Here is a 19452-nt window from a genome sequence, read left to right on the forward strand (position 1 = left end):
AGGAACCGGGTCATTAATGACCCACCGGTTAGTAATCTAGGGTAAACGTTAAACAGTGTCAATGACCCGCGGGTCAGTTGAGCAAATGTTGCGCTAAGTTCTCTGCCCCATCTCGACCAGCCGGTTGTCAGGAAGCTCGAAGTAATCGGATGCCCGGCCCGCGTTGCGCTGCAGCCAGCCGAACAGCACCCGTCGCACCGGGTTCATGCCCGGCAGGTTCTCCTCGCCCACCGAGGCGCGGGAGACAAAGTACGAGGTCTTCATCGAGTCGATGGCCAGCGTCTTCTGGTAGGCCAGGATGCGGATGAACTCGGGCACGTCGGGCCGCTCCATGAAGCCGTGCCGCGCGGTGACCACCCAGATGCCGTCCATGAGCTGGTCGGCCTCGATGCGCAGGCGCGCGTCCACGCGCGGCGTGTCGCACGAGAGCACGCGCAGCACGATCACCTGCTCGTGCAGCACCTGGTTGTGCTTGAGGTTGTGCAGCAGCGCGTGCGGCACCGCCGTGGCGTCGGGGTTCAGGAACACCGCCGTGCCGCTCACCCGGTGCGGCATGTGGCGCCCCAGCGACTCGATGAACGGGCGCAGCGGCAGGCTGTCGGCCGCCGCCGCTTCCAGGCCCAAGCGCCGGCCCTTGGCCCAGGTGGTGAACAGCACCATCACCCCGGCCGCCACCGCCAGCGTGAGCCAGCCGCCCTCGGCCACCTTCAGGCTGTTCGATACCACGAAGGTCAGGTCGACGACCGCGAAGGCCAGCACGCCGACCACCACCGCCACCCTGTTCCATCGCCACAGGCCCCAGGCGACGACGCCAGCCAGCAGCGTGGTGGTCACCATCGTGATCGACACCGCGATGCCATACGCCGCCGACAGCGCCCCCGAGCTGCGGAAGCCCAACACCAGCAGCAGCACGCCGACCATCAGCAGCCAATTGACTGCTGGCACGTAGATCTGCCCGATGGCCGTGCCCGATGTCTGCACCACGCGCATGCGCGGCAGGTAGCCCATGCGCATCGCCTGCGCAGTGAGCGAGAAGGCGCCCGAGATCACCGCTTGGGACGCAATCACCGTCGCCATCGCGGCCAGCACCACCATCGGCAGCACGCCCCAGGACGGAAAGAGCCGGAAGAACGGGTTGTCGATGGCCGCCGGGTTCGCCAGCACCAGCGCGCCCTGCCCGAAGTAGTTGAGCACCAGCCCCGGCAGCGCAATGAAGATCCACGCCAGCCGGATCGGCCTGGCGCCGAAGTGCCCCATGTCGGCATACAGCGCCTCGCCGCCCGTGAACGCCAGGAACACCGCGCCCAGCACCGCCAGCGACTGCGCCCGGTGCTCGACCAGGAAGCCCACCGCCCGGCGCGGGTCGAGCGCCGCTAGCACCTGCGGCTGCTGCAGCACCTGCCAGAGACCAGACAGGCCCAGCACCAGGAACCACAGCAGCATCACCGGCCCGAAGATCTTGCCGACCACGCCGGTGCCCTTCTTCTGCACCATGAACAGCCCGATGAGGATGGCCACCGTGATCGGGATCACCGCGCGCTGCAGCACCGGCGCCTGCACCTCCAGGCCCTCGACCGCCGACAGCACCGAGATCGCCGGCGTGATCAGGCTGTCGCCATAGAACATGGCCGCGCCCACCAGGCCCAGCAGCCCGATCCCGCGCCACACCCAGGGCCGGGTCTTCGAGCCCGCGACCGCGTTGCGCGCCAATGCCTGCAACGCCAGGATGCCGCCTTCGCCGTCGTGGTCGGCGCGCAGCACGAACACCACGTACTTGAGCGTCACCACGAACATCAGGCCCCAGAAGATCAGCGAGAGCAGGCCCAGCACCGCGTCGGGCGAGAACGGCACCCCGTGCTCGGGGTTCATCGTCTCCTTGAAAGCGTACAGCGGCGAGGTGCCGATGTCGCCGAAGACGACGCCCAGCGCCGCGATCATCAGCCCCGGCCCGGCCGGATGTGCGGTGTCGCCCGAAGCGGGAAGCGAGGTCCCGGAAGCCGCGGCAGTTGCTTTCATCGTCATGGGCGAAAGAGAGATGGAAAGTGGCGACGCCGCCAGCATAGTGCCCGGACATGACGTCGCGGACAATCGTGGCGTGTCCGCCACTCCCCGCCAACCCCGTCACGCCGCCGCGCCGGCCCATTACGAAAACTTCCCGTGGCCTCGTGGCTGTGCCCGCCGCACCTGCGCCCCCGATCGCCGCGATCTACCACTTCGCCCGCACCGCCGACGACATCGCCGACGAAGGCGACGCCTCGCCCGATGCGCGGCTGGCCGAGTTGCGCGCCTACCGCGAGGAACTGGCCGCCGCCGCGCGCGGCGAAGCACTGCCCGACTCGCGCTGGCCCCACGTGTTCGGCCCGCTGGCCTGGGCCATCACCGAGTACCGACTGCCCGAAGACCTGCTCGCCGACCTGCTCAGCGCCTTCATGCAGGACATCGAGAAAACCCGCGATCGCGGCACCTACGCCGACCGGGCCGAGCTGCTCGACTACTGCCGCCGCTCCGCCAACCCGGTCGGCCGGCTGCTGTTGCACCTGTACGGCGTGACCGACGCGCAGGCGCTGGCCCAGAGCGACGCGATCTGCAGCGCGCTGCAACTCATCAACTTCTGGCAGGACCCGAGCGTCGACCTGCCGCGCGGGCGCTTCTACTTTCCGCGCACCGATTGCGATCGGCGCGGGCTGACGCCGGAGCATTTCAAGGTCTTCGAGCCGATGTCGCCGGCACCGCCGCCGCAGGAAGCGATCAACCTGATCGCCGTGGTGGCCTTCTGGGCGCGCGAGCTCATGACCGAGGGCGCCCCGCTCGTGCACCGCCTGCCGGGCCGGGTGGGCTGGGAGCTGCGCCTCGTCGTGCAGGGCGGCCTGCGCATCCTCGACAAGATCGAGGACCTGGGCTTCGACACCTTCACGCAGCGCCCCACCGTCGGCAAGGCCGATGCGCCCCTGCTGCTCTGGAAGGCATGGCGGATGCGGAGACAATCACGGCCCATGAAAGCAGCGCCTCCCCGATGAATCCCGAGCAATACGTGCAAGACAAGGCCGCCGCTTCGGGCAGCAGTTTCTATTACGCCTTCCTGTTCCTGCCCAAGCCGCGCCGCGCCGCGATCACGGCGTTCTATGCCTTCTGCCGCGAGGTCGACGACGTGGTCGACGAGGTCTCCGACCCCGGCGTGGCCGCCACCAAGCTCGCCTGGTGGCGCACCGAGGTCGCCCAGGCCTTCGCCGGCACGCCGCGCCATCCGGTCATGCAGGCGCTCATGCCGCATGCCGCGGCCTACGGCATCGAGGCGCGCCAGCTCCACGAGGTGATCGACGGCTGCCAGATGGACCTGGACCAGACCCGCTACCTCGACTTCCCCGGCCTCGCGCGCTACTGCCATCTGGTGGCCGGTGTGGTGGGCGAAGTCGCGGCGCGCATCTTCGGCCAGACCGATCCGCAGACCACCGCCTACGCCCACAAACTCGGCCTGGCGCTGCAGCTCACCAACATCCTGCGCGACGTGGGCGAAGACGCGCTGCGCGGTCGCATCTACCTGCCGGTCAACGAGCTGCAGCAGTTCGACGTGAAGGCGCACGAGATCCTCAACCGCGTGCACTCCGACCGTTTTGTCGCGCTCATGAAGTTCCAGGCCCAGCGCGCGCACGCCGCCTACGACGAGGCACTGGGCATGCTCCCGCTGGCCGACCGCCGCGCCCAGAAGCCCGGCCTGATGATGGCCAGCATCTACCGCACGCTGCTGCGCGAGATCGAGCGCGATGACTTCCAGGTGCTGAACCAGCGCGTCAGCCTGACACCCGTGCGCAAGCTGTGGCTCGCATGGAAAGTCCAGGCGCTGGGCCGGATATGACGCCCCACCCTTCGTGCCGATGAGGCTCGCCGTCATCGGCGCCGGCTGGGCCGGCCTCGCCTGCGCTGTCGAGGCCACGCGCCTCGGCCACGCCGTCACCTTGTTCGAAGCCGCGCCGATGGCCGGCGGTCGCGCGCGGCGCGTCGATCACATGCACGGCATGGCGCTCGACAACGGCCAGCACATCCTGATTGGCGCCTACACCGCCACGCTGGCGCTCATGCGCGACGTGGGTGTGGATGTCGACGCCGCCCTGCAGCGCCTGCCGCTCTCGCTGCGCTTTGCCGACGGCGGCGGGTTGCAGCTGCCCGCGGGCCGGCCGCCGCCGCTCGACCTGCTCATCGGCATCTTCACCGCGCGCGGCTGGCGCTGGCGCGACAAGGCCGCGCTGCTGTCCACCGCCGTGCGCTGGCGCCTCGCGGGCTTTCGCTGCGCGCCCGGCACCAGCGTGGCCACGCTCTGCACGGGCCTCACGCCGCGCGTGATGCAGGAGCTGATCGAGCCGCTGTGCGTTTCGGCGCTCAACACGCCCGTGTCGCAATCCAGCGGCCAGGTGTTCCTGCGCGTGCTGCACGACGCGCTGTTCAGCGGGCGCGGCGGTGCCGACCTGCTGCTGCCGCGCGTCGACCTCGGCGCGCTGCTGCCCGACGCCGCGCTGGCATGGCTCGCCCAGCACGGCGCCACCACGCGCATCGGGCACCGTGTGCGCGCCATCGCACCCGAGGGCGACCAGTGGCGCGTCGACGACGAACTCTTCGACCAGGCCGTGCTCGCCGGCGCGCCCTGGGACGCCGCACGACTCGCCCGCGCCACCGGCCTGCCCGCGGCATCGCGCTGGTGCAACATCACCGAGTCGCTGCGCTTCGAGGCGATTGCCACGGTCTACGTGCGCGGCGCGTCACCGCTGGCCGAACCCATGCTCGCGCTGCGCAGCCAGCCGGGCAGCGCACCGGCCCAGTTCGTGTTCGATCGCGGCCAGCTCGGCGGCCCGGCAGGCGTGCTCGCCTTTGTCGTGAGCGCCAACGAAACGCCGCGCGAGACGCTCGAGAAGCAGGTGCTCGCCCAGGCCGGCACGCAGCTCGGCCAACCGGGGCTGACGCCGATCCAGACCGTGGTCGAAAAACGCGCCACCTTCGCCTGCACGCCCGGCCTGGCCCGCCCGCCGGCCATCATTGCGCCGGGGCTGCTGGCCTGCGGCGACTACACCGAAGGCCCCTATCCCGCCACGCTCGAAGGCGCCGTCCTCAACGGACTGGCCGTCGCGCGCTCGCTTGCCACCCCATGACCACGACCCTGCGCTACCTCGATTTCGACTACAGCGAAGACACCGAAGACCACGGCACCTTCGACGCCATGGCCTCGACCCCGCCCGAGCGCACGCCCGAGGTGGAAGCCGAGATCGCGCTGGTGCTCGCCTGGGCCGACGCCACCTTTCCGGGCGCGCGCGGCGCGCTCGACGAAGGTGCGATGTGGGACTGCGACGTGCAGCGCACGCGGGAAGAGAACCCGCGCCTGGACACCCTCACGCTCTCGCTCAGCGGCACCGCCGATTTCTGCGCGGCGCTGCGCGAGCGCTTCGGGCTCGACTGAAAAACTACGGCCGACTCAGGCCGTCTTGTTGCGCAGCCGCAGCAGGCTCAACCCCAGCAGCACGAAAGCGCCGCCCGACACGCGGTTGAAGAGCTTGGCGCGCTTCGGGTTCGCGAACTGCTTCTTCAGCAGGCGCGCGAGCAGCACGTACGACCCATGCGCCAGCACCGAGCCGACCACGAAGGTCGTGGTGAGCACAGCGAACTGCGTGAGGATCGGCGCGTCGTGCGTGAGGAACTGCGGGAACAGCGCCGAGAAGAACAGGATGCCCTTGGGGTTCGTCAGCGCCACCGTCACGCCATGCCCGAACAGCCGGCGCGCGGAACGCGAAGGTGCCGGTGCACCCGAAGGCTGCAGTTCGGCGAACACGCTCGTGCGGCTGCGCCACTGCCGGATGCCCAGGTACACGAGGTAGCCCGCACCCGCCACCTTCAGCACCATGAAGGCCGTGGCCGAGGTGTTGAGCACCACGCCCAGCCCGCCCATCGCGGCGGCCGACACCAGGAAGAGCCCGCAGGCGTTGCCCAGCGAACTGATCATCGCGCGGCGCGGGCCGACGGTGATGGCGTTGGAGACCGCGAGCAGCACGGCCGGGCCGGGCGTGAAGGCGACGAGCAGGGTCACGCCGCAAAAGAGGAGCCAGGTGGAGAGATGCATGGGAGGAAATTCGCGCGGACGCGACGAAGAAAGCAGTGAAAGAAGGCAGCCGCAAAACTATAGTCCGGGCAGCCGCGTGCCGCTCGGGCCGTGCCGATAGTCCCTAGACCCCCGTCACCCATGATCACCTGCTACCTGCGCTACATCGTCGATCCCTTCAAGCTCAAGGAATTCGAGCACTACGGCAAGCTCTGGATTCCGTTGGTCGAGAAGTTCGGCGGCCAGCACCACGGCTACTTCCTGCCGTCCGAAGGCGCGAACAACGTCGCGCTCGCGATGTTCAGCTTCCCCAGCCTGGCCGCGTACGAAACCTACCGGGCCGACTCGATGCAGGACGCCGACTGCCAGGCCGCCTTCCGCTACGCCGAAGAGACCCGCTGCATCGTCAGTTACGAACGCAGCTTCTTCCGACCCGTGTTCCGCTGACCCGAAGAAAGTTCAGGCGCCCAGCGCGATGCACAGCGCGTGCAGGTTGGGCACGATCAGCTGCGGACGCGCGCCGTGCTCCCACGGGCGCTCGTCGCGCACCAGCCACGCGGCCTGCATGCCGGCGTTGAGCGCGCCCACCACATCGAGCGCGGCGTCGTCGCCCACGTGCAGCACGTCTTTCGGGAGCAGGCCGACCGAGGCCGCCGCGGCACGGAAGATCGGCGCGTGCGGCTTGCCGCTGCCGAAGGCGCGCGCATTGAAGGCGGTGCGGAACCACCGGCCGACGCCGGTCTTGTGGATGTCGGCGTTGCCGTTCGACACCGCCACCAGCGGGTAGCGCTCGCTGAGCCACTTGAGCGCCGGCAGCGCGTCGTCGTACAGCGTGACGCGCTGGCGCTCTTCAAAGAAGGCATCGAAGGCCGGGTCGGCCAGCGCCGGGTCTTCGCCCGCGCGCGTGAGCGCCGTTCGGATCGACTCGCGGCGCAGCGCGCTCAGATCGTGCGCGAGGTCGGAGCGCTCCTTGGCGGTGGCTTCGCGCAGCTCGCGCAGCACGCCCGGCGTGAGCAGCAACGAGGCCGTCTTCGGCGCCTCGCGCAGCAGCCACTCGTGCAGCACGCGCTCGGCGCGCTCGATGGTCGGCCAGATCGGCCACAGCGTGTCGTCGAGGTCGAGCGTGATCGCCGAAATGCGTGAGATGTCGAGCGGCGTGGCGCCGCCGGGCGCCGGGGAAGCGGAAGTCATGCCCGAGAATATCGCATGCCTCTCACGCCCCCAGACAGCAAGAACAGCAGCAACGACCGCACCGCCGTGCTCTGGTGCAACCTCGGCTCGCCCGACGCGCCCACCGCCGCCGCGGTGCGCCCCTACCTCGCCGAATTTCTGGGCGACCCGCGCGTGGTCGAGATTCCCAGGGTGCTGTGGGCGCTGATCCTGCACGGCATCATCCTGCGCACGCGGCCCGCGAAGTCGGCCGCGAAGTACGCGAGCATCTGGCTGCCCGAGGGCTCGCCTCTCAAGGTCTGGACGCAGAAGCAGGCCACCTTGCTGGCCGGCTGGCTCGGCGAACGCGGCCACCGCGTGACGGTGCGCGACGCGATGCGCTACGCCAACCCGTCGATCGCCTCGCGGCTCGACGCACTGCAGGCCGAGGGCGCCACGCGCGTGCTGGTGCTGCAGGCCTACCCGCAGTACTCGGCCACGACCACCGCGAGCGTGATCGACGCGGTGAACGACTGGAGCCGGAAGCAACGCCGCATTCCCGAATTCCGCTTCGTCAACCAGTACCACGACGATCCCGCCTACATCGATGCCCTGGCCCAGGGCATCGAAAAGCACTGGAAGACCGAGGGCCGCGGCGAGCTGCTGGTGATGAGCTTCCATGGCATTCCCGCGCGCAACATCGCGCTCGGCGATCCCTACGAGGCGCAGTGCCTCGAGACCGCGCGCCTGCTCGCGGCGCGGCTGGGCCTGGCGTCCACGCAGTACCGCACGACCTTCCAGTCGCGCTTCGGTCGCGCCAAGTGGCTGGAGCCCTACACCGAACCGACCCTGCGCGAACTCGGCGCCAGCGGCGTGAAGCACGTCGACGTGGTGTGCCCGGGTTTTCCGGCCGACTGCCTCGAAACGCTCGAAGAGATCGCCATGGAAGGCCGCGAAGCCTTCCTGCACGCGGGCGGCGAACGCTTCAGCTACATCCCCTGCCTCAACGACAGCCCGGTGTGGATCACCGCGCTCGCGGGCATCGCCGAACGCCATCTGGCGGGCTGGCCGACCCGACCCCACACGACCACGCCATGAAGAAAGACCTGCACGAAGCCAACCGCCAATCGTGGAACGCGGCCACGGTCGCACACAACAGCCACAAGGGCGACCAGGCCGCCTTCTTCCGCGCGGGCGGCTCCACGCTGTTCCCCGAGGAAAGCGCCCTGCTCGGCGACGTGAACGGCCTCTCGGTGCTGCACCTGCAATGCAATGCGGGTCAGGACAGCCTGAGCATCGCGCGCCGCGGCGCACGCGTGACGGGCGTCGACATTTCCGATGAAGCCATCGACTTCGCCACCCGGCTCTCGGCCGAGTCGGGCGTTGCGGCGCGCTTCGAGCGTGCGGACGTCTACGACTACTTCGAGGCCGCCGCCGCACGCGGCGAGCGCCACGACCTCGTGTTCTGTTCGTACGGCACGCTGTGCTGGTTGTCGGACCTCGGTGCGTGGGCGCGCGGCGTGGCGCAGTTGCTCCAGCCCGGCGGGCGCTTCGTGATCGTCGAATTCCACCCGTTCGCGCTGGTGTTCGACCCGCAGTGGAAGTTCCACTACGACTACTTCAACGATGCGCCCGTGCCCGAGGAAGGCGTGGGCGACTACGTGGCCGAATCGGGCGACGGCCTTGTGCCCGACGACCGGCCGATGCCCGGCGTGCAGGGCTTTCGCAACCCGCACCCGAGTTTCGAGTTCACCTGGGGCGTGGGCCAGGTGACGACCGCGCTCGCGCAGGCGGGCCTGGCCATCGAGCGCTTCGAGGAGTACCCGTACACCAACGGCTGGAAGCCCTTCGAGGGCATGCGCGACATGGGCGGTCGGCGCATGGCCCCGCCCGAAGGCATGCCACGCATTCCGCTGATGTACGCGCTGGCGGCACGCCGCGCCTGAACGGACTCAGAAGCGGCCGAGGTAATCCATCTTTCCGACGGGCACGCCCTTGTGGCGCAGCACGTCGTAGGCGGTGGTCACGTGGAAGAAGAAGTTCGGCAGTGCGAACTGCAGCAGGTAGCGCTGCGCGGTGAAATGCGCCTCGCCTTCGCGCGCCTTGATGGTCACGGGGCGTTCTTCCTGGCCGTCGATGAGCGCACGGTCCACGGTCGCCAGGAAATCCTGCGTCTTCGCGATGCGCGCCAGCAGGTCGTCCCAGGTCTTTTCCTCGTCGGGAAAGCTCGGCGCGGTGATGCCCGCGATGCGCGCCGTGCCCAGCTTCGAGGCGTCGCTCGCACGCTGGATCTGACCGGCCAGCGTGAGCATGTCGGGCGCGAGGCGCGCGTCGACCAGCGTCGCCGGGTCGATGCCCTGGGCCGTCGCGTGCACGAGGCCCTTGTCGAGCAGGTGGGCGAGTTGGCCGAGTCCGCGGGTGAAAACCGGCACGGACAGGTCGTACATCGAGAGGGCCATGGCGAGGTGATCTTGGAGTTGAAGTCGGCCGGATTGTGATCCGGCCGTGCCTTCAACGACCGGCCGCGCGAATAAACCCTTCGATCGGGTCCAGTTGTTCGGGCACGTTGAGCGCAGGCGCGTGGCCGCACCCCTGCACCTCGATCACCTGCAGGCGCCCGGCCGCGCCCGGCCCGCGCCGGTGCATCTCGTCGATCACCTCGGGCAGCACCAGGTCGGACTCGGCGCCGCGCAGGCACAGCACCGGCGCCTCGATCACGTCGTAGTGCGGCCAAATGAGGTAGTCGTTGTCGTGCGCGCTGAACTGCCGGACCATCGCCGGGTCGTAGTGCGGCGTGACACGGCCGTCGGCCAGGCGGCGCGTGGAGCTTTCGGTCAGGCGGCGCCACTGCGCGTCGCTGAGCCAACCGTAGGGCTTGTAGACGGTGCGGAAAAAAGCCTCGAGCTCGGCGACCGTGTCGAAGGCCGGCGGATCACCAGCATAGGCGCGGATGCGCTCGATGGCGGCCTGCGCGAGCTGCGGTGCGTTGTCGTTGAGCGTGAGGCTGGCGATGCGCGCCTTCATGCGCGGCTCGAACAGGCCCGACGCGCAGACCGTGCCGATCGCACCGCCCATCGACGTGCCCACCCAATGCACGCGGCCCAGCCGCAGTTCATCGCACAGCGCGTTGGCCAGGCGCGCGTAGAACGCGAGCGTGTATTCGTCGTCGGGCGCCGGGCTCCACTGGCTCAGGCCGCGCCCCAGCGTGTCGGGGCAGATCACGCGGAAGCCGCGCGCCGCGAAGTGCTGCGCCAGCTCGTCCATGTCGCGGCTGGTGCGCGCCAGGCCGTGCCAGGCGATGACGACGGGCGCGTTGGCAGCGCCCCAATCGAGCCAGTGGATTTCACGGCCACAGAGTTGCGCGTAGTGCGATGACGGCGTCATGGTGCTGTTGTTGTTGCCGTCGCTCATTTCGCCGCCCTCGCCCTCAACTTGCCGACGATGCCCGTGGGGAAGTAGTAGACCGACAGCACGAACAGCACGCCCAGCCACAGCAGCCAGCGGTCGGGCGACAGCAGCGCCGCGAGCCACGGCAGGCCGCTGGCGGCTTCGCTGCCCATGCGCAGCAGGTCCTGCAGGTAGCTCTGCGCCACCACGAACAGCACCGCACCGATGGCCGCGCCGTAGATCGTGCCCATGCCGCCGATCACCACGATGAGCAGCACGTCGATCATGATTTCGAAGCTCAGCGAGGTGTCGGGCCCGTTGTAGCGCAGCCAGATGGCCAGCATCGCGCCGCCCAGCGTGGCGAACAGCGCCGACAGCACGGCCGCCGTCGTGCGGTACACGACCACGCGGTAGCCGATGGCCTCGGCACGGAACTCGTTCTCGCGGATGGCCTGCAGCACGCGGCCGAAGGGCGAGTTCACGATGCGCAGCATCGCCAGCACCAGCACCACCGCCGCCACGAACAGCAGGTAGTAGCACAGCAGCCGCCCGTCGAGCGAGACGCCGAGGAACGGCTCTTCGGCGAACTCGAAGCTCGGCGAGATCAGCTCGGGCAGCTTGAAGGTCAGGCCGTCTTCGCCGCCGGTGAAGTCCGACAGCTGCGAAGCCAGCGTCTGGAACGCCGAGGCCACGGCCAGCGTGATCATCGCGAAGAAGATCGCGCGCACCCGCAGCGAGAACAGGCCGATGGCCAGCGAGAGCACCAGCGAAATGGCGAGCGAAGCGCCCAGCCCCACCAGCACCGCGCCCCAGTTGGGCCCGAGCCGCGAGGCCGAGATGGCGATGCCGTAGGCGCCGATGCCGAAGAACATCGTGTGCGCGAAGCTCACGATGCCGGTGTAGCCCAGCAGCAGATCGAAGCTCGCGACCAGCACCACGAACACCAGAATCTTGGCCGCGACGCTGAGCGCCTTCACGCCCGGGAACAGGAACGGCGCAAAGGCCAGCGCCAGGAACAGTGCCACCAGCAGCAGCGCCAGCAGGCGACTGCGCGGCATGTCGTTGGAGAGAAGTCGTTTCAGGAACATGACGGCTTTCTCCTCAACGGTTCGCCACGGGGTACACGCCCTGCGGGCGCCACAGCAGCACGGCCACCATGAGGAAGATGCTCGCGAACTGCGTGAGCGTGGGCAGCAAAAAGCCGATGTAGTTGGTCATGAGCCCCACGAGCACCGCGCCGAGCAGCGCCCCGCCGGTCGAGCCCAGCCCGCCGATGATGATCACGATGAAGATCAGCACGTTGACCTGCGCGCCCATCTGCGGCACCAGGTTCTGCTGGAACAAGCCCCACATCACGCCGCCCAGGCCGGCCAGCGCGCTGCCCACCACGAACACGCCGACGAACAGGCGACCGATGCGGTAACCCAGCGACTCGACCATCTCGCGGTCTTGCACGCCGGCGCGGATGAGCAGGCCGATCTTGGTGCGGCCCAGCGTCCAGGCGAGCACGCCGAACACCACCACGCCCACGGCCACCGCGAGCAGCCGGTACTTGCTGATGGCCGCGTCGCCGATCAGCAGCGAGCCGCGCAGCGCCTCGGGCAGCGGCAGCGGAATCTGCGCCGGGCCCCAGATCACCTTGATGAGCTCCTCGCCGATGATCATGCCGCCCATCGTGATGAGGATCTGCTTCAGGTGCTGGCCGTACACCGGCCGCACGATGAAGCGCTCGAACGCCAGGCCGATGGCGCCGGCCACCGCCATCGCGGCGAGCATGGCCGGGAACACCGCCACGAGGTTGCGCCACAGCTCGCCCGAGCCGGTCCAGTCGCCCATGAGGCCGAGCACGCTGCTGGCCACGAAGGCGCCCAGCGCAATGAACACGCCGTGGCCGAAGTTGAGCACGTCCATCAGGCCGAACACCAGCGTGAGGCCCGAGGCGATGATGAAGATGATCATGCCCATCGCCAGACCCGCCACGGTGAGCGTGAGCCAGGTCGAGAAGGAGCCCGTGAGCGGCAGCGCGACGAGCGCGAGGATGGGGGCGAGAAGCAGTGGCTTCCAGTCGAAGTCGATCTTGGTCATGAGCGCGCGCCCTCTTGGACTTGGTCTTGGTCTTGGTCTTGCTCCTTCCCCCTCTGGGGGAAGGCGGGGATGGGGGCTGACGGCGCTTGCCAGGCCGCGCTGTATCGAAGGCCGCGAGCCCCACCCCAACCCTCCCCAGCGGGGAGGGAGACATGCATCGAATACTTCATAGCGCGAGACCCAGGAGAGATTGCTGCAATTGCGCATCGGCAGAAAACGCAGCCATCGAGCCGCTGTGCACCACGCGGCCGTTGTCCATCACCGCGACGGTGTCGCCCAGGCGCTGGGCGAAGTGGATGTTCTGTTCGACCAGCAGGATCGTCACGCCGCTCGCCTTGAGCTCGCCGAAGGCCTCGATCATGTTGTTGATCATCACGGGCGCCAGGCCCTTGCTGGGCTCGTCGATGATGAGCAGCTGGCGCGGCTCGACGATGGCGCGCGACACGGCCAGCATCTGCTTCTGTCCGCCCGACAGCTTGCCGGCCGGGTGGTTCCAGAATTTCTCGACCGCGGGGAAGAGCTTGAAGATCCACTTCAGCCGCGTGTCGTCGATGGCGTCGGCGTTCTTGGCGCCGCGCGCGGCCAGCACCATGTTCTCCTTCACCGTGAGGTCGGAAAAGATGCCCATGTTCTCGGGCACGTAGGCCACGCCGAGTCCGGCGATCTGCGGCGTGTGCATGGCCGTGATGTCCTTGCCATCGAACTGCACCCTGCCCTGCGACGCATGCCACAGGCCCATGATGGTTCGCAGCGTGGTGGTCTTGCCCGCGCCGTTGCGGCCCAGCAGCATGGTGAGCTGGCCCCTGGGCACGGCGAGGTCGACGCCGTGCAGGATGTGGTACGCCCCGATGTGGGTCTGCACGCCTTCGAGGGTCAACAAGTTCGGAGTGCTCATAGGTCTTGCTCCTTCCCCTTCCGGGGGAAGGTGGGGATGGGGGCAAGCGGCGCTTGCAAGGCCGCGGTGGTGTGGAGGCCGCGTGCCCCCACCCCGGCCCTCCCCCGGGAGGGGAGGGAGAAATTCAGATTCATCGGGGCCGTCTTCATGCCGCGGCCTCCTTCGCGATGCCCAGGTAGGCCTCTTGCACCACGGGCGAGGCGATCACCTCGGCCGGTTCGCCGTCGGCCACGAGCGTGCCGTTGTGCAGCACGATGATGCGGTCCGCGAGTTCGCGCACCACGTCCATCTTGTGTTCCACCAAGAGGATGGTCTTGGTCTTGTCCTGCTTCAGCTTGCGGATCAGGTCGAGGATGACGGGCGCCTCGGCCGCGTGCATGCCGGCCGTGGGCTCGTCGAACATGAAGACCTTGGGCTCGAGCGCCATCAGCAGCGCCACCTCGAGCTTGCGCTGGTCGCCGTGCGGCAGGCTGGCCACGGTGGCGTGGGCGCGCGGCTCGAGCGCCACGTCGGCCAGGATCTGGTCGGCGCGTTCGGTCAGCGCCTTGTGGTCGCTCCAGATGCTCCACAGATTGAGCCCGTGGCGGTGCGCGCCGGCACGCGTGGCCTGCACGGCGAGCCGCACGTTCTCCAGCACCGTGAGGTTCGGGAACAGGTTCGTGAGCTGGAACGCGCGCCCCAGCCCGGCGTGCGTGCGCGCCGACGGCGACAGGTGCGACAACGGTTGCCCGTCGAGCGACACCGTGCCGGCCGTGGCCTTGAGCTGCCCGGAGATCAGGTTGAAATAAGTGGTCTTGCCCGCGCCGTTGGGGCCGACGATGGCCGTCAGCGTGCCTGGCGCGAATGCGCAGCTCACGCTGTTGACGGCCACGTGCCCTCCGAAGCGGATGGTCAGATCCCGGGTCTCAAGCATTGTGAAAAGGTCCTTGCGAATCGAAAAAATCAGCGGTGGGTGAGCGGCCTCAACAGGTGCCGATCACGTAGTAGTTGGTGCCCGTCTGCTTCAGCGTGGTCATGGCGTAGATGTTCCACAGGCCCATCGACTGGCCCGAGCCGTTGGCATAGGTCAGCCCCCACAGCGCATAGGCGCGCCCGGCGATGGTGTGCGTGTAGTTGCTCGCGGTGTAGCAGGTTCCGCCGCCACCCGAACCCGCCGTGGTCGCGCCGGTGGCGGCCGTCGACATCGCGCCCTCGACGTTGCTCGCGTTCAGTGCGGCCACGGTCCAGCTGTAGGTGGTCGACGCGGTCAGGCCGGTGTCGGTGTAGCTGGTGCCGGCCACCGGCGAGGCGTTGACCTTGCTGCCGCCGCGGTACACGTTGTAGCCACTGGCACCCGAGACGCCGGCCCAGCCGACGACCATGCTGCTGCTGGTCGCGCCCGAGGTGCCCACGCCCGTGGGCGCCGGCAGCCCGCCGCCGCCGACCGAACCGGTCACGCGGTCGATCATCGCCTTCATGGCGGCCATCTGCGGGCCCGACTTCTTGGCGTAGTTGGCGCTGTCGTAGCCCCACCAGTCCCAGCAGCTGTTGGTGGCCGCGGTGCTGGTCTGCGGGTAGATCAGGATGATGTTGTTGGTGTCGGCCCAGCGGTTGTAGCCCGTCTTCCTGACGTACTGGTCGCTCACGTCGGTGTAGTTCTGCTTGCAGCCGTGCAGCACCAGGTGCACGCGGCACGAGGTGGTGGTGCAGGCCTGCGGCACGTAGAGCCAGCCGGTGGCGGCCACGCCGTGGCCGGTGACGAACTCCGACTGGTTGAACTCGGTGAACGTGCCACCCAGCGTGCCGTTGTTGCGCGGGTTCAGCGGGCCGTACAGCTGCGTGAGGATCTCGCCCGCGAGGTCGAAGCCGCAGTTGTTGATGTACGGCGCGGCCGTGGTGCTGCAGGCGCCGCCGTAGTCGTCGGTGACCATCGCGTGGCCCGCGCCGAGGTTGTTCTTGTAGACCGTGTTGGCGGCCGGCACAAAGCTCTGGTAGTAGGTCTTCAGGTCGTCCATCACCGCCTGCTTGACGGTGTTGTCGGAGGTGCCCGAGAACAGGTACACCTTGGAGTTGGTGAGGTTCGACACCGGGTCGATCGCACCGCTGGCGGCCCAGCTGTTGGTGGTGTTCACGAGCGTCGACACCGGAATGCTGGTGCTGTGCGTCATGCAGCGCCCGGTGGCATTGAGCACCGAGCCTTCGGCGCAGTAGTACGGACCGCCGGCGACCACGCCCGCGCCGCGCTTGAAGGTGGCCGAGTAGGCCACGTGCAGCTGCACCGCCATGAAGCCACCGGCCGACAGGCCGGACACGCTCACCTCCGCCGGGTTGGCGCCGAGCGCCGGCAGCGGCACGGCCGCCGTGGCGGCCTGCGCGGCCCACGCCATGACCGCCGCGGCGGCCCACCCCTTCCACATCGCATTCCTTCGCATCGCTGGCATCGCTGTCTCCTATTGGTTTATGTATCGAACGCTTGCTTGCAGACTGACGAATCGACCGTGGAGCACGCTGGCGTGCGCGGACGCAGGCTGGCGCGTCGCCCGGCGGCCATCCGGGGCGAAAAGGGGGCGGCGCCTGCATGCGCGCCGCGGGTTCAGGGGGCGATCAGCGCCGTGTTCAGCGCTTGTTTTTGATGGGGATGTCCATCTCTTCAGGCTTGATCTCGTGCACCAGCTCCGGCACACCCCACGCGAAGGCGGGGTCGGCCTTGATCTTGAAGTGGTACATCGACTGCATCGCCTGATGGTCTTCCTTTCGGAAGGTCATCTTGCCCTTGGGCGTGTCGAAGCTCATGCCTTCCATCGTGCTGATGAGCTTGTTGGTGTTGGTGTCGCCGTTGGTCTTCTTCAGCGCCGTCACCACCGCCATCGCGGCCGAGAAACCGCCGGCCGTGAAGAAGTCCGGCGGCGTCTTGAATTCCTTGTAGTGGGCAGCGACCAGCGCCTCGTTCACCGGGTTCTTCGGGATGCCGAAGTAGTAGTAGGCCGCGCCTTCCATGCCCGGCAGCGACTTGTAGGCCGCCATGGCCGGCAGGATGTTGCCGCCCGTGGCGATCTCGATGCCGTAGCGCTTCAGGTCGAGGTCGACGATCTTGAACGGGTTGCCCGCGCCGGCCCAGACGATCCAGATGATCTTGCGGCCCGGCTGGTCCTTCAGCTTGTCGATCAGGCGCTGCGCGCCGGCCGTGAAGTCGGTGGTCGTGGGCGGCAGGTATTCCTCGTGCGCGAGCTTGGCTTTCTTCAGCGCGGCGCCGAAGGCCTTCACGCCGTCACGGCCGAAGGCGTTGTCTTGTGCGAGCGTGGCGACGGTGACGCCGGCCTTGTCGATGGCCACGGCGTTCGAGATGGCGTCCTGGCTCGAGTTGCGGCCGGTGCGGAAGATGTACTTGTTCCACTTGTCGCCGGTGATCGAGTCGGCCACGGCGGGCTCGACGATCAGGATCTTCTTGTATTCCTCGGCCACCGGCAGCATCGCCAGCGCCACGCCCGAAGCGGTCGGGCCGACCGCGAGCGCGGCCTTGTCGTCGGAGTACGCAGCAGCCAGCAGCGACTTGCCCAGGTCGGGCTTGCCCTGATCGTCCTTCTCGAGGACCACGAGCTTCTTGCCGTTGACCATCATCGTGCCGCCGGTGGCGTAGTTCAGGCCCATCATCAGGCCGGTCTGCGTCTGCTTGCCGTAGGCCTCCAGCGCGCCGGTCTTGCTGTAGACGTGGGCGATGCGGATCTCGTTCGATTGGGCCCAGGCGGGCAGGGTTGCGGCGGTGGCGCCCAGGGCGGCCAGGGCGATGAGGTGGCGACGGTGCATGTCTTGTCTCCTGATAATGGTGACTGAATATTGCACAGTTCGTGCCACCCACCTAAGCCATTGATAACAAAGGCTTCTTCATTCGGGCGCAACCGGTTTCGCCTGATTTCAGTGCATTCGCTTTGTCTTGTTTTCAGACAACTGTCTGTTGATCAGTCAGGGTTTCCCAGCAGATTCGCGACGCGCCGCAAGCCAGCTTTCAAACTGGCGTTCGGCCTGCATCCGCAGCGCGTTGCGCGTGTGGTTGCACACCGCGTGCGCGAGGCGCCGGTGCTTCTGCTGGCGCACGCCGCCCAGCGTGGCGTCGAGCAGGTGTTCGATGGTGGCCGACTCGGGCCGCCCATGCGGTTCGTCGAAGTCCATCGGCAGACCGCACCAGTGGCAGTTCGGGCCGAAGGTGGAACGCAATGCCTTCACGCTCATGACAAGCCCATCCCGGTCATGCGCTCGTACAGCGTGGCGCGCGAAATGCCGAGCAGCCGCGAGGTCGCGAGCTTGTTGCCGCCGGTGCTTTCGAGCGCGGCGGCGATCGCCTTGCGCTCCAGCTCGGCCACCTGCTGCGACAGCGGGCGCAGCAGCGCCGCCTCCTGGTCGACATCGCGCAGGCTGTGCGAGGTGTCGGGCGCCTCGATCTGCTCCAGGCCCGCCTCGCGCAGGATGCGTTCGAGCTGCGCCGCATCGATGCGCTGCGAGTCGCTGCGCATCGTCACCTGCTCCAGCACGTTGCGCAGCTCGCGGATGTTGCCGCGCCAGTGCTGGCCGGCCAGCAGCGCGAGCGCGTCGGGCGTGAGTTCGGGCGGCGCCTCGCCGCTGCGCAGCGCCATGTCTTCGCCCAGCGCCTCGACCAGCGCCGGGATGTCGCTGCGCCGCTCGCGCAGCGGCGGCACGCGCAGCGGCAGCACGTTGAGGCGGTAATACAAGTCTTCGCGGAACAGGCCGCGCCGCACCAGCTCGGGCAGGTCGCGCGAGGTGGCGGCGATCACGCGGGCATCGAACGGGATCAGCTTGTTGGAGCCCAGCGGCTCGATCTCGCCCTCCTGCAACGCGCGCAGCAGCTTGGCCTGCAGGCCGAGCGGCATATCGCCGATTTCGTCGAGGAACAGGCTGCCGCCGTCGGCCAGCTTGAACTTGCCTTCGCGCCCTCGCTTGTCGGCGCCGGTGAAGGCGCCAGGGGCGAAGCCGAAGAACTCGGCCTCGAGCAGCGTGTCGGGCACGGCCGCGATGTTGACGCTGACGAACTGGCCCTTGGCGCGCGTGGACGACGCGTGGATCGCATGCGCCAGCAGCTCCTTGCCGGTGCCGGTCTCGCCGAGCAGCAGCACCGGGCTGGTGGACTGCGCGGCGCGGCGCGCGTGGCGCTTCACTTCCACGGCCGCCGGGCTGCTGCCGATGAAACTCGCGAAGGTGTACTTGGAACGGCGCTGGCCGTCGGGCGCGTGCTGGTACAGCGGGTTGTTGCGCTGGCTGGCCAGCTCGCGCCGCGCGTCGTCGAGGTCGCGCTGCAGCAGCGCGAACTTGCTGATGAGCGGCTGCAGCGTGGTCTCGGGCTGGTCGAACAGCACGATGCCGATGGCGCCGATCACTTCGCCCAAACCACGGTCGCCGTCCTCGCGCTCTTCGCGCAGCGGGATGCGGCTCACGACAAACGTGCCGGCCTTGTTGGTCAGCAGGTCGATGAGGATCGGCTCGCCGGTGTCGAGCACGCGGCGCATCATGGTGTTGGGAATCACGTCCTCGACCATGTGTCCCATGAACTCGTCGATGGACGAAAAACCCAGCGCCGGCAGGAAGCGGCGGTAGCCCTCGTTCACCCAGACGATGCGCCCGCTGCGGTCGACCAGGAACATGCCCTGGCTGATGCTCGAAAACAAATGAAACATCGAGCGCGCGGCGAGCGCGAGGATGCCTTCGGCATCCAGGGGCAAGGCGGGCGGCGGTGCGGCGGCGGAGGGAGCAACGGGCATGCGCGGATCGTACTGTGTGCGGCGCCCCGCCCTGCAGCGCGCCGGCGCCTCGCGAGCCTGCGACATGCAACCAAAAACAAAAGCCTTCAGCAATCCTTAAGTAAATCAAT

Annotated in this window: 19 protein-coding genes and 1 pseudogene; 7 read left to right on the forward strand and 13 right to left on the reverse strand. The window is 68.4% G+C overall.

Features of this window, described 5'->3' with window-relative positions; all coding sequences use genetic code 11:
* Positions 1-93 precede the first annotated feature (93 nt).
* Positions 94-2016, reverse strand: coding sequence for a potassium transporter Kup (locus GFK26_RS26105; protein WP_416222574.1), 1923 nt, complete (start codon positions 2014-2016; stop codon positions 94-96).
* Positions 2017-2095: 79 nt separating this feature from the next.
* On the opposite strand from GFK26_RS26105, the pseudogene hpnC reads away from it, so the two are divergent.
* The 4 genes and pseudogenes from hpnC to GFK26_RS26125 all read left to right on the forward strand — a co-directional run bounded on the left by hpnC (position 2096) and on the right by GFK26_RS26125 (position 5443).
* A pseudogene (gene hpnC, locus GFK26_RS26110) lies at positions 2096-3017 on the forward strand (squalene synthase HpnC).
* Positions 3014-3853, forward strand: coding sequence for a presqualene diphosphate synthase HpnD (gene hpnD / locus GFK26_RS26115; protein WP_153284510.1), 840 nt, complete (start codon positions 3014-3016; stop codon positions 3851-3853). Before hpnC ends, hpnD begins: the two are co-directional and overlap by 4 nt.
* A 19-nt stretch (positions 3854-3872) precedes the next feature.
* Positions 3873-5138 (forward strand): hydroxysqualene dehydroxylase HpnE, encoded by a 1266-nt coding sequence (gene hpnE, locus GFK26_RS26120; RefSeq protein WP_153284511.1) that lies wholly within the window; start codon positions 3873-3875, stop codon positions 5136-5138.
* A complete protein-coding gene (locus GFK26_RS26125) occupies positions 5135-5443 on the forward strand; it encodes a hypothetical protein (protein ID WP_153284512.1) in 309 nt (102 codons plus the stop codon). Before hpnE ends, GFK26_RS26125 begins: the two co-directional genes overlap by 4 nt.
* A 15-nt stretch (positions 5444-5458) precedes the next feature.
* Here GFK26_RS26125 and GFK26_RS26130 read toward each other — a convergent pair whose 3' ends face one another.
* Positions 5459-6100 carry a LysE family translocator gene (locus tag GFK26_RS26130; protein WP_153284513.1) on the reverse strand — a complete coding sequence of 214 codons (642 nt, stop codon included), beginning with the start codon at positions 6098-6100 and terminating at the stop codon, positions 5459-5461.
* 120 nt (positions 6101-6220) lie between these two features.
* On the opposite strand from GFK26_RS26130, the gene GFK26_RS26135 reads away from it, so the two are divergent.
* Entirely contained in the window at positions 6221-6526 is a 306-nt protein-coding gene (locus GFK26_RS26135) for an NIPSNAP family protein (protein WP_062475864.1), read from the forward strand.
* A 12-nt stretch (positions 6527-6538) separates the two neighbouring features.
* Here the strand turns inward: GFK26_RS26135 and GFK26_RS26140 are convergent, their stop codons facing one another.
* Entirely contained in the window at positions 6539-7270 is a 732-nt protein-coding gene (locus GFK26_RS26140; protein WP_153284514.1) for an HAD family hydrolase, read from the reverse strand.
* 15 nt (positions 7271-7285) lie between these two features.
* Here GFK26_RS26140 and hemH point away from each other — a divergent pair, with 15 nt between their 5' ends.
* Together hemH and GFK26_RS26150 are read left to right on the forward strand one after the other, a co-directional pair.
* On the forward strand, positions 7286-8326 hold the full coding sequence (gene hemH, locus GFK26_RS26145; RefSeq protein ID WP_153284515.1) for a ferrochelatase: 1041 nt from the start codon (positions 7286-7288) through the stop codon (positions 8324-8326).
* Complete coding sequence (locus GFK26_RS26150) at positions 8323-9174, forward strand: class I SAM-dependent methyltransferase (RefSeq protein WP_153284516.1); 852 nt, start codon at positions 8323-8325, stop codon at positions 9172-9174. Before hemH ends, GFK26_RS26150 begins: the two co-directional genes overlap by 4 nt.
* A 6-nt stretch (positions 9175-9180) precedes the next feature.
* Here the strand turns inward: GFK26_RS26150 and GFK26_RS26155 are convergent, their stop codons facing one another.
* The 10 genes from GFK26_RS26155 to GFK26_RS26200 form a co-directional block, all read right to left on the reverse strand.
* Positions 9181-9687: a DUF1993 domain-containing protein gene (locus tag GFK26_RS26155; RefSeq protein ID WP_153284517.1), complete on the reverse strand. Its 507-nt coding sequence runs from the start codon at positions 9685-9687 to the stop codon at positions 9181-9183.
* Between the two features lie 52 nt (positions 9688-9739).
* On the reverse strand, positions 9740-10612 hold the full coding sequence (locus GFK26_RS26160) for an alpha/beta fold hydrolase (protein ID WP_153286114.1): 873 nt from the start codon (positions 10610-10612) through the stop codon (positions 9740-9742).
* Between the two features lie 23 nt (positions 10613-10635).
* Positions 10636-11703: a branched-chain amino acid ABC transporter permease gene (locus tag GFK26_RS26165; RefSeq protein ID WP_153284518.1), complete on the reverse strand. Its 1068-nt coding sequence runs from the start codon at positions 11701-11703 to the stop codon at positions 10636-10638.
* 13 nt (positions 11704-11716) lie between these two features.
* Positions 11717-12700: a branched-chain amino acid ABC transporter permease gene (locus tag GFK26_RS26170; RefSeq protein ID WP_153284519.1), complete on the reverse strand. Its 984-nt coding sequence runs from the start codon at positions 12698-12700 to the stop codon at positions 11717-11719.
* A gap of 166 nt (positions 12701-12866) precedes the next feature.
* Positions 12867-13595 carry an ABC transporter ATP-binding protein gene (locus GFK26_RS26175; RefSeq protein ID WP_099796705.1) on the reverse strand — a complete coding sequence of 243 codons (729 nt, stop codon included), beginning with the start codon at positions 13593-13595 and terminating at the stop codon, positions 12867-12869.
* Positions 13596-13740: 145 nt separating this feature from the next.
* Complete coding sequence (locus GFK26_RS26180) at positions 13741-14508, reverse strand: ABC transporter ATP-binding protein (RefSeq protein ID WP_153284520.1); 768 nt, start codon at positions 14506-14508, stop codon at positions 13741-13743.
* 49 nt (positions 14509-14557) lie between these two features.
* Positions 14558-16015 (reverse strand): PHB depolymerase family esterase, encoded by a 1458-nt coding sequence (locus tag GFK26_RS26185; RefSeq protein ID WP_153284521.1) that lies wholly within the window; start codon positions 16013-16015, stop codon positions 14558-14560.
* Between the two features lie 175 nt (positions 16016-16190).
* On the reverse strand, positions 16191-17378 hold the full coding sequence (locus GFK26_RS26190; protein ID WP_101492913.1) for a substrate-binding domain-containing protein: 1188 nt from the start codon (positions 17376-17378) through the stop codon (positions 16191-16193).
* Positions 17379-17534: 156 nt separating this feature from the next.
* Positions 17535-17801, reverse strand: coding sequence for a hypothetical protein (locus GFK26_RS26195; RefSeq protein ID WP_153284522.1), 267 nt, complete (start codon positions 17799-17801; stop codon positions 17535-17537).
* Positions 17798-19342, reverse strand: a complete 1545-nt coding sequence (locus GFK26_RS26200) for a sigma-54 interaction domain-containing protein (RefSeq protein ID WP_101492911.1) — start codon at positions 19340-19342, stop codon at positions 17798-17800. Before GFK26_RS26200 ends, GFK26_RS26195 begins: the two co-directional genes overlap by 4 nt.
* Positions 19343-19452: the final 110 nt, after the last annotated feature.

This window comes from Variovorax paradoxus (genome assembly GCF_009498455.1).
GTDB classification, from domain to species: Bacteria; Pseudomonadota; Gammaproteobacteria; order Burkholderiales; family Burkholderiaceae_C; genus Variovorax; species Variovorax paradoxus_H.

What these genes read in the sequence shown, in the direction of transcription:
- GFK26_RS26195 (WP_153284522.1), bottom strand. Translation starts at nt 17,801, where the DNA reads ATGAGCGTGAAGGCATTGCGTTCCACCTTCGGCCCGAACTGCCACTGG.
- GFK26_RS26130 (WP_153284513.1), bottom strand. Translation starts at nt 6,100, where the DNA reads ATGCATCTCTCCACCTGGCTCCTCTTTTGCGGCGTGACCCTGCTCGTC.
- GFK26_RS26175 (WP_099796705.1), bottom strand. Translation starts at nt 13,595, where the DNA reads ATGAGCACTCCGAACTTGTTGACCCTCGAAGGCGTGCAGACCCACATC.
- GFK26_RS26165 (WP_153284518.1), bottom strand. Translation starts at nt 11,703, where the DNA reads ATGTTCCTGAAACGACTTCTCTCCAACGACATGCCGCGCAGTCGCCTG.
- GFK26_RS26170 (WP_153284519.1), bottom strand. Translation starts at nt 12,700, where the DNA reads ATGACCAAGATCGACTTCGACTGGAAGCCACTGCTTCTCGCCCCCATC.
- GFK26_RS26150 (WP_153284516.1), top strand. Translation starts at nt 8,323, where the DNA reads ATGAAGAAAGACCTGCACGAAGCCAACCGCCAATCGTGGAACGCGGCC.
- GFK26_RS26200 (WP_101492911.1), bottom strand. Translation starts at nt 19,342, where the DNA reads ATGCCCGTTGCTCCCTCCGCCGCCGCACCGCCGCCCGCCTTGCCCCTG.
- GFK26_RS26155 (WP_153284517.1), bottom strand. Translation starts at nt 9,687, where the DNA reads ATGGCCCTCTCGATGTACGACCTGTCCGTGCCGGTTTTCACCCGCGGA.
- GFK26_RS26180 (WP_153284520.1), bottom strand. Translation starts at nt 14,508, where the DNA reads ATGCTTGAGACCCGGGATCTGACCATCCGCTTCGGAGGGCACGTGGCC.
- GFK26_RS26160 (WP_153286114.1), bottom strand. Translation starts at nt 10,612, where the DNA reads ATGACGCCGTCATCGCACTACGCGCAACTCTGTGGCCGTGAAATCCAC.
- hemH (WP_153284515.1), top strand. Translation starts at nt 7,286, where the DNA reads ATGCCTCTCACGCCCCCAGACAGCAAGAACAGCAGCAACGACCGCACC.
- GFK26_RS26140 (WP_153284514.1), bottom strand. Translation starts at nt 7,270, where the DNA reads ATGACTTCCGCTTCCCCGGCGCCCGGCGGCGCCACGCCGCTCGACATC.
- GFK26_RS26190 (WP_101492913.1), bottom strand. Translation starts at nt 17,378, where the DNA reads ATGCACCGTCGCCACCTCATCGCCCTGGCCGCCCTGGGCGCCACCGCC.
- GFK26_RS26125 (WP_153284512.1), top strand. Translation starts at nt 5,135, where the DNA reads ATGACCACGACCCTGCGCTACCTCGATTTCGACTACAGCGAAGACACC.
- GFK26_RS26105 (WP_416222574.1), bottom strand. Translation starts at nt 2,016, where the DNA reads ATGAAAGCAACTGCCGCGGCTTCCGGGACCTCGCTTCCCGCTTCGGGC.
- hpnE (WP_153284511.1), top strand. Translation starts at nt 3,873, where the DNA reads ATGAGGCTCGCCGTCATCGGCGCCGGCTGGGCCGGCCTCGCCTGCGCT.
- GFK26_RS26135 (WP_062475864.1), top strand. Translation starts at nt 6,221, where the DNA reads ATGATCACCTGCTACCTGCGCTACATCGTCGATCCCTTCAAGCTCAAG.
- hpnD (WP_153284510.1), top strand. Translation starts at nt 3,014, where the DNA reads ATGAATCCCGAGCAATACGTGCAAGACAAGGCCGCCGCTTCGGGCAGC.
- GFK26_RS26185 (WP_153284521.1), bottom strand. Translation starts at nt 16,015, where the DNA reads ATGCCAGCGATGCGAAGGAATGCGATGTGGAAGGGGTGGGCCGCCGCG.